Genomic DNA, 13,946 nt, shown 5'->3' on the forward strand with positions numbered 1-13,946 from the left:
AGGAGCCTCATTGTGTCCCCATCTCTGCCTCCCAATCGTCCCCGTCTGCTGACTGTCAAAGCCATTACCCAGATCACCCCCCATTTGCGTCGTATCACCTTTGGTGGCAGCGAACTGGCTGACTATCCCTTCACCTGCGGTGGGGCCCATATCAAGGTGATGCTGGCCCAGCCCCATCAGGTAGAGCCGGTGCTGCCTGCAATGACCCCGAGCGGCCCGCGCTGGAGTGACCCGGCTGACAAGCCGGTGATCCGCACCTACACCATCCGCGCGTTTCGCCGTGATGAGCAGGAAATTGATATCGACTTCGTGCTGCACGGTGACGGCGGGCCCGCCAGCGCCTTTGCTACCCATGCCAAGCCGGGAGAGAAGGTAATCCTCTCCGGGCCGGGTGGTCCCAACCCTATGCTGCAACCGGCCGAGCATTACTGCCTGGTAGGGGATCTCACCGCCTTGCCCGCCATCATGGCGATGTGCGAGGTGATGCCTGCCGATGCCAGAGGGGAAATTGCGATTCTGGTGCCGGATCAGGCCGATGCTCAGCCGTTGACGCTGCCGGTCGGGGTGCGCTGTCACTGGTTTGTCGGCGAGCCCGAGTCCAGCGGCCTGCTGGAGCATGTGATTGCTCTGCCGCTGGTGCGCGATGGTGGCTTCTTCTGGCTGGGTGGGGAAGAGGCGCTGGTGCTGCCGCTGCGCCGCCATTTTCGGTCTGTGCTCGAGGTGGATCGCCAGTCGCTCTACGCCGTGCCGTACTGGCGTCGGGGCAAGAGTGAAGAGGCCTATCACCAGACCCGTCACGATGTGATGGATAATTAAGCGGATGCGAAAGAATACCTGATTCACCCTTGCAAATAAAAATGATTTGCATTTAGTATTGCGCCGTCCCGATGTCAGTCGGTACGGCGCTTTTGTTATTGATGGCTGCGAGTGGCATAGCACAACGCAGGGCCTGCCGTGATGCACTGATGTTCGGGGTGATGGGGCATGGACGACTGTTCATGCCAATGAACTCCATCACTTTGCACCGGGTCTGGCGAGGTCAGACAGGGATGTCGGTGGTGTTGGCCTTGGTTGTTTTATGTGGAGTGTTGATGATGCGTACATCATCCCGACGATTTGCAGTGCATCCGCTGGTGTTGTCCCTTTTTGCCCTGCCAGTTCTGGCCCAAGGGACTGCGCCTGTCGCCGCTCATGAAACTATGGTGGTGACGGCGACCAAAACCCGGCACAGCGAGCTGACCGCCCCGGCCAGCGTCTCTGTGGTGACCCGGGCCGAGCTCGACAAGCTCAATGTCAATGATCTGACCGGCGCTCTGAAACAGTTGCCGGGGGTCAATATCAGCCCTGCGACCAGCTACGGCCGCAGCGAGATCAAGTTGCGCGGGCTGGAGGGGGATTACACCCTGTTGCTGGTCAATGGCCGGCGTATCAGCTCCCGCGATGCCCTTACCTCCGGTTATGGCAATGATTTCGATCTTTCCGCCATCCCCATGGCGGCCATCGAGCGTATCGAAGTGATCCGTGGACCCATCTCCTCCCTCTACGGCGCAGATGCGCTGGGTGGGGTGGTCAACGTCATCTTGCGTCAACCCGCGGAGAAGACCGAAGCGGCGGCCACCTATACCTTCAGTGACCCCACCGACGGTCAGGGGGGGACTATCAACAAGGCGAGCGCCTATGTGGGCGGGGCACTGATCGACAACAAACTGCTGGCCAACCTGGTGGTGGAAGGGAACCACAGAGATGCCTGGCAGAGCGAGCAGAGCATCAACCCCAAGGCTGATGCTATCGAGCAGCGTGAAAAGCTGGGGGTCCTCTCCAACGTCAAATGGCTGATCGACGATCGTCAGGATCTGGATGTGGGGATGAACTACGCCAAAGACGATCGGGAGGCCCACTGGAACAACTACGGCCAGACGCCGCGCAATATCCAGCAGATGGAGCGACTGGGGCTCAATGCCACCCACGTCGGCCGTTGGGATCAGTTCGACAGCCGGGTCGGCTATGCCTTCGAGCAGGTGGATCTCTTTGATGACTCCGAACTGATGACGGCGCTGAGCAAGACCAGCGGCGATGTGAGCCAGACCAACCACACCTTCGATGGCCAGCTGAGCGGTAATCTGGGCAGCCACCTGCTGACCAGTGGTGCCGAGTACCGCATCACCGAACTCAAGCATAACGTCAACCTCAAGGGGGGGGATGTCAGCGTCAACCAGAGCGCGCTCTATCTGCAGGATGAGTTTGGCTTTGGCGATCTGGCGTTGACCCTGAGTGGCCGGGTCGATCACCACGAGACCTATGGCACCGAGTTCAGCCCCCGTGGTTATGCCCTCTACAGCCTGGCTGACAACTGGGTGGTCAAGGGCGGCATTGGCAAGGCGTTCAAGGCGCCGACTATTGCCCAGTCCAACCCGGATTATGCGGTAGCCGCCTGTCGCGGTCGCTGCGCCGTGGTGGGCAACCCGGATCTGAAGCCGGAAACCGCCGTCAGCTACGAGCTGGGCACCGCCTATGATGGGTCGTTCTGGGGCGCCGGGGTTACCGCCTTCCACAACGATATCAAGGACAAGATCCAGAGCGAGGCATGGACCTCCACCTGGCGTCCGGCGGTGATGACCTATCAGAACGTCAGCAAGTCCCGCATCAAGGGGGTGGAGCTGAGCGGCTGGTTTGATATTACCGATGACCTGACCCTCTCCAGCAACGTCACCCTGATCTACGGGGAAGACAAGACCAGCGGCAAGGATCTCTATCGGACGCCGGAGCATACCGCCAACGCTAAGCTGGAGTGGCAGGTCATCGAGAGCCTGAGTACCCAGCTGGGCTGGAACTACACCGGCAGCCAGATCCTCCCGGTTCCGCGCATGAGCGGCACCACCTATGAGACGACTGCAGGATTCCACACCCTGGATGTCGGGGCAGTCTGGAACGCCACCCGGGCACTGGATCTGAAGTTCGGACTCAACAACCTGACCAATACCAAGCGTGACTGGGTTGCCACCGAGGCCGATCAGATCCTCGACGGGCGCACTGTCTATGCCGGTGTGGCCTACAAGCTGTAATGGCTGAACGGGAGCCCGCATTGGCGGGCTTCCGCTGTTGTCAGGGGATCACCTCGGGTGACGGCTTTTATTTCAACCACATGTATTTCAACAACATGCGCATTGCCACCATAAGGAGTTAAAGGGTGTTTAGAGACCAGACCTCGCTGTTCTGGCTGGGATTGTTCCTCCTGTTTGTACTGCTTTCTCTTTCGCTCGCCACCGGTGCGGGTGTCTATGGTGCTCGCGAGGTGCTCGGCTACCTGATGGGGGATGCCCGCTGGGCTGGCGACGAGAAGCTCGCCATGGTGCTCAATACCTTGCGACTGCCGCGCACCCTCTGCGCCATGGTGGTCGGCGCCTCTTTATCTCTGGCTGCCTCCTTGTTGCAGAGCGCGACCCGCAACCCGCTGGCGGAACCCGGTCTGCTGGGGGTCAACGCCGGGGCCGTCTTTGCGCTGGTGGTGGGGCTCACCTGGTTCGGGGTGGAGTCCGCCTACGGCTATCTGCTCTGGGCCGGACTCGGCGCGCTGCTCGGCAACGTGATTGTGCTGGGGCTCGGCATGATGATTGGCCGCTCCAATCCGCTGAAGCTCATTCTGGTCGGGGTGGCGCTCTCCGCCACCTTCGGCGGTCTCTCCAGCTTTCTGCTGCTCTCCAACAAGATGGTGCTGGAGCAGTACCGCTTCTGGAACCTCGGCTCCCTGTCGGCGGCCAACCTCGATGCCATCATTGCCGTGTTGCCCTTCGTGCTGGCGGCGTTTGTCATCACCCTGCTGCTCTGTCGCCAGCTGACTCTGATGCAGATGGGGGACAGTCAGGCCCAGGCGCTGGGGATCCGGCCCAACCGGGTGCGAATTGGCGTGCTGTTGGCCGCCACCCTGTTTACCGCCAGTGCCATCGCCATCGCCGGCCCCATCGGCTTTGTCGGCTTTCTGGCCGCCTACTGTGGCCGACTGGTAGAGCCGGTAAAGCTGTCGGTGCAGGTCTGTTTCTCCGCCCTGTTCGGCATGCTGTTTCTGCTGTTGGCCGACATTCTGTCGCGCTGGCTGATCCAGCCGTTCGAGTTGCCAAACGGGGTCATTCTGGCCCTGATCGGTGCACCAGTGCTGATCGCCATCGTTCATCGCGGGGGCTTTCGCACCCTGCTGACCGTCAAGTGAGGGTCTGATGCGTACACCTACCGATATGCTCTGCCTGCGGGCCGGCAACCGCTCTTTGCTGCTCCATCTGCCGAGCTGGCGCTGGCTGGCGCTGCTGGCCATGGTGCTGCTGGCGCTGGGTCTGCTGGCCCTGAGCGTTGGCGGCGGCAAGCTCGGCTTTGCCGGGGTGGTCAACACTCTGCTGGGGGAGGGGACCCGGCTTGAGCAGCTCACCCTGTTCAAGATCCGGTTGCCGCGCATCCTTGGAGTGGTGGTGGCGGGGGCGGCCATGGGGCTCTCCGGCTGTCTGGTGCAGACGCTGGTTCGCAACCGGCTGGCCACACCCGACATGGTGGGGGTCAACAACGGGGCCTCTCTGGCCATCATCGTCTTCTCCCTCTACCTGACGATAGGCAGCTGGCCTTGGTGGGCGGCCCCCATCGGCGCCATCTTCGCGGCGCTGGTGCTCTATGCACTTTGCCGCAAACCGGGTGAGCAGGGCTATCTGTTCGTGGTGATCGGCATCGGCCTCTCCGAACTGTTCGAGGCGCTCGGCCAGTTCGTGATGTCCACTCAGGCCCTGCTGCACCTGAGCTCTCTCTATCTGTGGAATATGGGCAGCTTTATCGCCGTGGGGTACAGCACCATCACCCCCATCGCCATCCTGTTGCTGCTGCTCTGCCCGTGGATCGTCTATCTCTCCCGCTCGCTGGCGGTGCTGCGCTTTGGCCCCGAGATGGCCAGAGGGCTTGGCGTCAACGGCGATCGGGTGCAACTGGGCATTCTGGCCCAGGCCGTTCTGGTGGCGGCGCTCGGCACCGCCATCGGCGGCCCCGTGGTCTTTATCGCCATGGCGGCCCCCATTCTTGCCTCCTGGCTGGTGAAAGACCGGGTGGTGCCGCTCTGGCTGGCGGCGCTCAGCGGCGCCTTGCTGCTGCTTGCCAGCGATACCCTGGTTCGGGGGCTGGCCAGTCCCCACGAGGTAGCGACCGGCATCATGACCCGCATTCTCGGCGGCCTGTTGCTGCTGTTTCTTCTTGTTAACGATCGCCAGAGGGCTGACTGATGACGCTCACCGTAAACCGCCTCCACTTCGCCTATCAGCAGACCCCCATTTTGCGGGACATCTCTTTCAGCGTGCCGAGAGGCAAGCTGGTGGGGATCGTCGGCCCCAACGGCTGCGGCAAATCGACCCTGCTCAAGCTGCTATCCGGACAGATGAAAGCCCAACGCGGCGAGATCCTGCTCAAAGGCAAGCCGCTTGCCAGCTACCCCATGAAGGGGCTGGCGCGGGAGCTCGCCTATCTGCCCCAGCGGCCGACCCTGCCTGCCGGCATTCTGGTGGAGCAGTTGGTGCAGTATGGCCGCCACCCTCATCAGGGCTGGTTCAATCAGTGGGGTGAGGAGGATGCCCGCATGGTGCGTATTGCCTGCGAGCGGATGCAGCTTGAAAGCATCTGGCAGCAGAGCGCAGCGTCCCTCTCCGGCGGGCAGGCGCAGCGGGCCTGGCTTGCGATGATCCTGGCGCAGGACAGCGACATGGTGCTGCTCGACGAGCCCACCAGCGCCCTCGATATCGGTCACCAGACCGAGGTGATGGAGGCGATCCATCGCATCACCGCCGAGGGCAAAACCGTGCTGCTGGTGATCCACGATCTGGCGATGGCGGCCCGCTACTGTGACGAGCTGATCGCCATCGGCGAGGGGACCATTGCCGCTATGGGCCCGGCCCGGGAGGTGGTGACCAAGGATCTAATCGACCGGCTCTACCAGACCAGTGTCGACATTCTGCATGCCCCCGGCGACGGGGCGCCCATTATCGTGCCCCGTCGCCACGAACATGGCCGCACCCTGCGTTCGGCGAGTTGAGTCATATGGGCCTGCTCTGTGGGCCCGCCGAGTATATTCACGCGGCCGATTATCCGGGCCGTGCAACGAGAAGGAGTGAGATGATGAAGCGTTTTGCCGCCCTGGCAGCAGCCATCCTGATGCTGGCCGCGCCGCTGGTTCAGGCGCAGGAGATGCGTGAAGTGACTGATGCGTTTGGCCAGAAGGTGCAGGTGCCAGTTCAGCCAACGCGGGTGGTGGTGCTGAGCGAGCTCGAACTCGACAGCACCCTGACTCTGGGGCTGACCCCCATCGGCGCCGTCAATGGCCGTGGTCAACCCACCTTGCCCCGCTACTTGCTGAACAAGGCGGGCATGGGGATCCAGGTGATCGGCGATCTCGACAGCCCCAATCTGGAGTCGCTGATTGCGCTGGAGCCCGACCTTATCCTGACCGGCCAGACCCGTCCCGAGCTGCTGACCTTGCTGGGGGAGATCGCGCCGACCGTGGTGACCAGCAAGTGGGGTGAGCCGTGGCAGGATAGCTTCCGCCGCACCGCCCACACCCTCAACCGCGACCAGCAAGGGGATACTTTCTTGCTGCAGTATGCCGAGCGGCTGACTCAGGCCCGCAGCAAGCTTGCCAAGCATCAGGGGGAGAGCATCAGCATAGTGCGCTGGAACCCCAAGGGGCCGAGCTTTATGTATCAGGGCACCTTTGCCAGCAGCGTAGTGGAGTCGATGGGGCTGGTACGCCCAAGCAAGCAGCAGGGTACTGGCGCCCCCCACTCACCGGCGCTGAGTCTGGAGTCCCTCAATCTGCTGGATGCTGACTGGCTGGTGGTCGGTACCCTGAGCGCCACCGGTGATGCGGTGGATGCCATGCGTCAGGCGGAGCAGACCCCGGCGTTCCAGCAGCTGCCGGTGATCAAGGCCAAGCGCTTTGGCGCCGTGGACGGATCGCTCTGGACCTCCAGCGGTGGCCCGCAGGCGGCCCTCAAGGTGATCGAGGATGTGGAGCAGTTGCTGGCAACCCGCAGCTGAGTGCCATGCGCACCAGAGGTTGACCACATGAACAGGTTGATCAAAAGAAGAGGGAGGCTGATGCCTCCCTCTTGCGTTGTCACTCTCTATCGTGACCTCTTCGGCGAGCCAGAGCCGTTTATTGCGGTTGGATGGCTGTCACTGTGAGCTTGCCGCTCTGGCTTTCGGCATGAAAGTGGATGGCATCCCCCACCTTGAGCCCCTTGAGTTGGGCCGGATCTACCACTCGAAAGACCATGGTCATGGGGGGCATCTTGAGGTTCTCGATCGCCTCGTGCTTGATGCCGACCTTGCCGCTCCCCTCATCGAGGCGGGTAATGACCCCCTTGGTCATCACCATTGCGCCCTGTTCGCTCATCTCACCTGTCTGGCTCATCTCGTGCCCTTCATGGTGCATCATCTCTTCGGCTTGCAGGTTGGTCTGGGTGGCAAGGCCAAGCAGCAATGTCAGGGTCAGCGTTTTGTAGTTCATGATGGTTTCCTTATCGTTCAGTCAATATGGATCGTGAAATCGGGTTATTCGGATTGCGGGTTCGCGCTCTTGCCAAGGCTGCGACTACGCCACAGGTAATAGGCCGCTGGCAGCACCAAGAGGGTCAGCACCAGCGCGCTCACCATGCCGCCGATCATGGGGGCGGCGATGCGCTGCATCACCTCGGAGCCGGTGCCATGGCTCCACATGATGGGCAAGAGGCCGGCGATGATGGTGACCACCGTCATCATCTTGGGACGCAGGCGCAGGGCGGCGCCGTGGATCACCGCCCGGTGCAGACCCGCCTTGTCCGGCTTGCCACTGGCCACCAGGTCATCCCAGGCGTGGTTGAGGTAGATCAGCATCAAGACGCCGGTTTCCACCGCCACCCCCGCCAGAGCGATAAAGCCCACCCCGACCGCCACCGAGAGGTTGAAGTCGAGCAGCCAGAGGGTCCAGATCCCCCCCACCACCGCCAGCGGCAAGGTGGTGAGAATGAGCAGCACCTCCTGGAAGCGGCGAAACGCCAGATAGAGCAGCAGCACGATAATGGCTACCGTGAGCGGCACCACGTAGGCGAGGCGCGCCTTGGCCCGCTCCATGTACTCGTATTGGCCAGACCAGGTGAGGGCGTAGCCCGCCGGCAGCACCAGCTGCTTGCCCACCTTTGCCTTGGCCTCAGCTACAAAAGAGCCGATATCGCGGCTGCGAATATCGACGTAGACCCAGCCGTTGAGGCGCGCATTTTCACTGCGCAGCATCGGGGCCTCGTCGCTGATATAGACCCGGGCCACATCCGCCAGCGCGATACGCGCACCGCTCGGAGTCACCACCGGCAGCAGCTCGAGGCTGGCCACTGAATCGCGATAGCTCTGGGGGTAGCGCAGGTTGATAGGGTAGCGTTCACGTCCCTCGATGGTCTGGCCCACCTCCATGCCGCCCACCGCGGTGGCGAGCACCGCCTGCACGTCGGCGATGTTGAGGCCGTAGCGGGCCGCTTTCAGCCGGTCGATGTCCACCTTGACGTAGCGGCCACCGGCGACCCGCTCGGCGTAGACCGATGAGGCGCCCTCCACCTTGCCGACGATCTGTTCCAGCTGCTGGCCGAGCTGCTGGATCACCTTGAGATCGGGCCCCGCAATCTTGATGCCGACCGGGGTCTTGATGCCGGTGGCCAGCATGTCGATGCGGGTCTTGATGGGGGGCACCCAGGCGTTGGTGAGGCCGGGGAAGCGGATGAGGGAGTCGAGCTCTTCTTTGAGCTTCTCCGGGGTCATGCCGGGGCGCCACTGATCGCGGGGTTTGAGCTGGATGCTGGTCTCCATCATCACCAGATCCGCAGGGTCGGTGGCTGATTCGGCGCGCCCCGCCTTGCCGAACACGTTCTGCACCTCGGGCACGGTACGAATGAGCTTGTCGGTCTGCTGCAAAATCTCCCGCGCCTTGCCCACCGAGATATTGGCTGCGGTGGTGGGCATATACATGATGTCCCCCTCATCGAGCGGCGGAATGAACTCGGAGCCCAGGTACTTGAGCGGCCAGAAGCCCGCCACCGTCACCACGGCGGCGATGGCCAGGGTGGTTTTCGGGCGGGCCAAGACGGCTTTGAGCAGCGGCACATAGCCCTGGCTTAGCCAGCGGTTGAGCGGGTTGGCCTGCTCCGCCAGTACCTTGCCACGGATGAAGTAACCCATGATCACCGGCACCAGCGTGATGGCGAGCGCGGCAGCCGCCGCCATGGCATAGGTCTTGGTGTAGGCGAGGGGATGGAACATCCTCCCCTCCTGCGCCTCCAGCGCAAATACCGGCAGGAAGCTGATGGTGATGATGAGCAGGGAGAAGAAGATGGCGGGCCCCACCTCTATGCTTGCCTCGGTGATGATGCGCCAGCGGTTCTTATCGGTGAGCGCCTCCCGCTCCATGTGTTTGTGGACGTTCTCGATCATCACGATGGCGCCATCCACCATGGCGCCGATGGCGATGGCGATGCCCCCCAACGACATGATGTTGGCGTTGATCCCCTGCAGGTGCATCACGATAAAGGCGGTCAGGATGGCGATGGGCAAGGAGATGACCACCACCAGCGACGAGCGCAGGTGGAACAGGAAGGCGAGGCAGACCAGCACCACCACCGCGAACTCCTCTACCAGCTTGCCGGAGAGGTTGTCGATGGCGCGCTGGATAAGGTCGGAGCGATCGTAGACGGTGACGATCTCCACCCCCTCTGGCAGGCTGCTTTTCAGCTGAGCCAGCCGCGCCTTGACCCCGTCGATGGTGTGCTGGGCATTCTCGCCATAGCGCATCACGATGATGCCGCCTACCACTTCCCCTTCACCGTTGAGCTCGGCCAGGCCGCGCCGGCTCTGGGGCCCGGTGACCACATCTGCTACATCGCCCAGCAGCAGCGGGGCGCCGCGCACAGTGGTACCGAGCGGGATCTGCTTCAGATCCTCCACGCTTTTCAGATAGCCGTTGGAGCGCACCATGTACTCCGCTTCCGCCATCTCGATGACGGAGGCGCCGGTCTCCTGATTACCCTGCTTGATGGCGGTCTCGATAAGGGAGAGCGGAATGCCGTAGGCGCGCAGCTTGTCCGGGTCGACCCGCACCTGATACTGGCGCACCATGCCGCCCACGGTGGCGACCTCGGAGACCCCCTCCACCGTCTGCAACTCGTACTTGAGGAACCAGTTCTGCAGCGAGGTGAGCTGGCTGAGGTCATGCTTGCCGGTTCTGTCCACCAACGCGTACTGATAGACCCAGCCCACCCCGGTGGCATCGGGGCCGAGCTGGGGGCGGGCTGAGGCGGGCAGGTTGGGCGCAACCTGGCTCAGATACTCCAGCACCCGGGCGCGGGCCCAGTAGAGGTCGGTGTTGTCGTCAAACAGCACATAGACGAAGGAGTCGCCGAAGAAGGAGTAGCCGCGCACCGTGGTGGCCCCCGGCACCGCCAGCATGGCGGTGGTGAGCGGGTAGGTCACCTGATCCTCCACCACTTGAGGCGCCTGGCCCGGATAGGAGGTCTTGATGATCACCTGCACGTCGGAGAGATCCGGCAGGGCGTCCACCGGGGTTTGCTTGACCGACCAGAGCCCCCAGGCGGTGAGCATGAGGGTCAATAGCAGCACCAGAAAGCGGTTGCCGATGGACCAGCGAATAATCGACGGGATCATGATTGAACTCCTTTCTCACCAAGTACAGAGAGCGGAGAGCGGTTGCCTGCTAGGCAGCGAATGATGGCAGGGATCATGATTTCTTCTCCACCTCGGGCATCGCCATCTGATGTTGGCTATGGTCCATCCCTTCCATCTCATCTTTTGCCTGCTCCGGAGCGTGGCCGCTGGCCGGGGCCTTCTCCTGATGGATGTTGGTGATGCGGTACTCATCCCCCTCCTGCATTACCTGCAGGTGCAGGGTCTGCCCCTCGACCAGCTTGCTGATATCGACCCCGTCGGCGACGGTGAACTCCATCTCCATGGCGGGCCACTGCCACTCGGGGATGGGCTGGTGGGAGACCATCAGGGTACGTTTGGCCAGATCGATGCTTTCAACCTCGCCCTGAGTCCACACCTGGGCAGGGCGCACCGCCGTCATGCGCTGGAAGTCCGAATCGATGGCCGACTCGGAGTCGAGCAGGAACTGGGCAGAGCTGACGATGTTATCCCCCGCCTCTACCCCAGCCTTGATGGCCACCTTGTCGCCAAACTGGGGGCCCAGAGTGACGGCCACCGACTTGAAGCTGCCATCCCCCAGCGCCAGCACCAGCCGGTCCTGACTGCCGGTGCGGATCACCGCTTCGCTCGGCACCACCAATTGCGGCTCTCCCTTGCCCGCCTGAATGGTCACCTTGGCGAACATATTGGGTTTCAAAAACTCGTCCGGGTTGGCGAAGCGCAGCCGTACCTTGAGGGTACGGGTGGTGGCATCCAGAGTCGGGTAGAGGTAATCCACCTTACCTTGCCAACTGCGGCCGGGGGCATAGTCGAGGGTCATGGTGACCGGATCCCCCACCTTCAGCTGGGCCGCCTGGCGCTCGAACACCTCTGCACTCACCCACACCTGCTTGAGGGTGCTGATGTTAAAGAGGGCCGCGGCAGGCTCCACATACTGGCCTTCTCGCACCTTCAGCTCGGAGACATAACCGCTGCTGGGGGCATAGAAACGCACCGTCTCCTGCACCTGACGGGTGCGCTTGAGGGCCGCTATCTGATCTGCCGGTACCTGCAGGGACTTGAGCTTGCCTTCGGCGGCGCGCAGCAGCAGCGGGTTGGCAGTGTTGAGGGCCAGCAGGTATTCGTGCTGGGCGTTGACCAGATCCGGGGCGTAGAGCTCGTAAATAAGGCTCCCCTTGCTCACCTGCTGCCCTTCGCTCTTGATGGCGAGGGTGCGGATCCAGCCCGCCATGCGGGCGTTGACCGCCTCCAGCTTGTCCTCGTCATAGCCGACGTAGCCCACCGTCTCGATCTGCTGGTGGATAGGGAGCTTCTCCACCTTGGCAAGCCGCACCCCCAGGTTCTGCTGGATCTCGGGGCTGATGGTGACAGTGCCCGGTGAGCCGCCCTGTTTTTCCTCATAGACGGGGATAAAGTCCATCCCCATGTTGTCCTTGGCCGGGGCATTGCGCTTGTCGCGCGGATCCATGGGGTTGACCCAGTAGAGCGGCGTCTTCTCCTTGGCCACGGTGCTAGCAGTGGTCTGTTTGGCAGCCCAGTAACCGCCACCGGCGCCGAGGGCCAGCAGCAGGGCTGATACCAGCAGTTTCTGGCTCATCGCACACCCCCACTTAGTGGCAGGGTGGCAAAGTTCTTGGCGGCGATAAGGCCGGTAACAGGGACAAGTGACATCATATCTCTTCTCTTGTGCAGGCCGCCGGATCGGAGATGGACAAGGCATCACCTAAGGGATTGGCGGCAAACGGGGCGCAGCTGTATCAGCGCGCACGGCTCCCAGTGAGCGGGCCGGTTTGGCCGGGGCACAGGGTCAGGCAAGGCGGCAGGAGACGGGCAAGCCGAGGCTTGCCGCTGCCGCAAGAGAAGATCTTTCTAGTGTCGCAGCACCGACAACATCAGGTGTCGGCGCGGCCAGGAGGGGGGATGGGTACCGCGTGATCGCAGGAAGGGATCCCGCAACCAGTTATCAAGCAGTGCAGTTGCGAAGTTACTGCCAAGTAGCAGGGGGAAGATCAGCAGGGCGACCAATACACCCAGCAGAGCTATCGCGCCGAAGGAGAGGGCATTGACGCCGGTCTGCATCTGGCACTCATCGCCCATGGCCGACCCCTCGTCTCCCTGATGGCAGGAGAGGGCCATGGTATCGCTCGGGTGAGACATTGCGGGCATCGCATGAGAGCTCTCGCCATCCGCCATCGCCATGGATGAATCCAACATCACCATTGGCAGGGGGCTGCTTTGGGTCGTCTCGGAGGAGAGGGGAGAACCATGCCAGCTGATGCAGAGGGTCAGATTGCACACGAGCAGCAGCGCCAGCAATAGCCGGGCTAGCAGGGCAGAGGGCAATCTTGTCGCAAGCTGGGTGAGTGACAATCCGGTCATCCTTCAGGATCTGGTATCCAGACTCTAAACCTTGCTTCTGGGAGAAGGTCAAGGCGAGGGCTGGCGCTGTTGTTGCAGATAGATGTCGCTGTATTTCTCCAGCAGCTGATCTATCCACTGCCTCATGCCCGGCGCTTGCAGCATGGGTTCCAGCTGTTCGAGGGTGCCAAGATGGGGAGATTGTAGTGAAACAGAAATATAGAGCTCACCGCGCTGCAGTGGCCACTGCAGATCAGTCATTCCGCTGCTCGGGTAATTTTCGCTCAAAAACAGGCGGCCGGAAGAGCGGCCATAGGGAACGAAGTCGACCCGGTCACTGGCCAGCAGGCCAAATACCTGCTTGAGGGAGTTGACCCTGTAGATGCGGGTATTTGCTTGCAAAAAATCATCCATTTCGCTGCCAAGGCTGACGCCTATCATCATGGCTCCCCGCAGTCCGGTCAGATCCTCCCGTCGCTGCAGCAAGCGGCTGCCGGGTTGGCGCACGAACACCGCCATGTCATTGATGGCCATGGGCGTTCGGGTAAAGCGGGAGTAGTGTGCTCTCTCTTCGTTGCGCAGCGCACAGATATTGATGTCGACCTCTCCTTTCGCCACTTTCTGCTGACAGCGGGCCCAGGGGCCCACATAGGAGAGATCCACATTGAAACCCAACCGTTGATAGAGGGTACTGACTACTTCGGCACAAACGCCGATGATCTTGCCATCGCTCAGCCAGTTCCAGGGGGGATAATCGTGATGACCACAGGCGGAGAGGGTAGTGGTCGTCAAGGTCGTCGCGAGCCAGAGCTGAGCCAGCATATCCGGATCCTGTGCAAAAAAGTCTCGATGTGTGTCATTGAAGCACACCGCAGACAAAAAAATACCCC

The 13,946-nt window shown here is 62.1% G+C and carries 11 protein-coding genes; 6 read left to right on the plus strand and 5 right to left on the minus strand.

The features are described 5' to 3' along the window. The first annotated feature begins 12 nt into the window (after nucleotides 1–12). The 6 genes from I6L35_RS13065 to I6L35_RS13090 all read left to right on the plus strand — a co-directional run bounded on the left by I6L35_RS13065 (nucleotide 13) and on the right by I6L35_RS13090 (nucleotide 7,053). Nucleotides 13–816: a siderophore-interacting protein gene (locus tag I6L35_RS13065; RefSeq protein ID WP_216978396.1), complete on the plus strand. Its 804-nt coding sequence runs from the start codon at nucleotides 13–15 to the stop codon at nucleotides 814–816. 278 nt (nucleotides 817–1,094) lie between these two features. Beyond that, on the plus strand, nucleotides 1,095–3,062 hold the full coding sequence (locus I6L35_RS13070; RefSeq protein ID WP_216980284.1) for a TonB-dependent receptor: 1,968 nt from the start codon (nucleotides 1,095–1,097) through the stop codon (nucleotides 3,060–3,062). A 125-nt stretch (nucleotides 3,063–3,187) separates the two neighbouring features. Next, entirely contained in the window at nucleotides 3,188–4,204 is a 1,017-nt protein-coding gene (locus I6L35_RS13075) for an iron ABC transporter permease (protein ID WP_216978397.1), read from the plus strand. A gap of 7 nt (nucleotides 4,205–4,211) precedes the next feature. Beyond that, a complete protein-coding gene (locus I6L35_RS13080; protein WP_182963560.1) occupies nucleotides 4,212–5,249 on the plus strand; it encodes an iron chelate uptake ABC transporter family permease subunit in 1,038 nt (345 codons plus the stop codon). Then, nucleotides 5,249–6,052: an ABC transporter ATP-binding protein gene (locus tag I6L35_RS13085; RefSeq protein WP_076495127.1), complete on the plus strand. Its 804-nt coding sequence runs from the start codon at nucleotides 5,249–5,251 to the stop codon at nucleotides 6,050–6,052. The genes I6L35_RS13080 and I6L35_RS13085 overlap by 1 nt, the downstream gene beginning before the upstream one ends. 83 nt (nucleotides 6,053–6,135) lie before the next feature. After that, nucleotides 6,136–7,053, plus strand: a complete 918-nt coding sequence (locus I6L35_RS13090) for an iron-siderophore ABC transporter substrate-binding protein (protein ID WP_021231222.1) — start codon at nucleotides 6,136–6,138, stop codon at nucleotides 7,051–7,053. Nucleotides 7,054–7,171: 118 nt separating this feature from the next. Here I6L35_RS13090 and I6L35_RS13095 read toward each other — a convergent pair whose 3' ends face one another. The 5 genes from I6L35_RS13095 to I6L35_RS13115 form a co-directional block, all read right to left on the minus strand. Beyond that, nucleotides 7,172–7,525 (minus strand): copper-binding protein, encoded by a 354-nt coding sequence (locus I6L35_RS13095; RefSeq protein ID WP_204383633.1) that lies wholly within the window; start codon nucleotides 7,523–7,525, stop codon nucleotides 7,172–7,174. 44 nt (nucleotides 7,526–7,569) lie between these two features. Further along, a complete protein-coding gene (locus I6L35_RS13100) occupies nucleotides 7,570–10,698 on the minus strand; it encodes an efflux RND transporter permease subunit (protein WP_216978398.1) in 3,129 nt (1,042 codons plus the stop codon). Between the two features lie 73 nt (nucleotides 10,699–10,771). After that, entirely contained in the window at nucleotides 10,772–12,295 is a 1,524-nt protein-coding gene (locus tag I6L35_RS13105) for an efflux RND transporter periplasmic adaptor subunit (protein WP_216978399.1), read from the minus strand. Nucleotides 12,296–12,567: 272 nt separating this feature from the next. After that, the gene (locus tag I6L35_RS13110) at nucleotides 12,568–13,068 is read right to left on the minus strand and encodes a hypothetical protein (RefSeq protein WP_058055875.1); all 501 of its coding nucleotides are present in this window, start codon (nucleotides 13,066–13,068) and stop codon (nucleotides 12,568–12,570) included. A gap of 57 nt (nucleotides 13,069–13,125) precedes the next feature. Next, a complete protein-coding gene (locus I6L35_RS13115) occupies nucleotides 13,126–13,878 on the minus strand; it encodes an ABC transporter substrate-binding protein (protein WP_216978400.1) in 753 nt (250 codons plus the stop codon). Nucleotides 13,879–13,946 lie beyond the last annotated feature (68 nt).

Source organism: Aeromonas sp. FDAARGOS 1405 (genome assembly GCF_019048265.1).
Taxonomy (GTDB): Bacteria; Pseudomonadota; Gammaproteobacteria; order Enterobacterales; family Aeromonadaceae; genus Aeromonas; species Aeromonas veronii_A.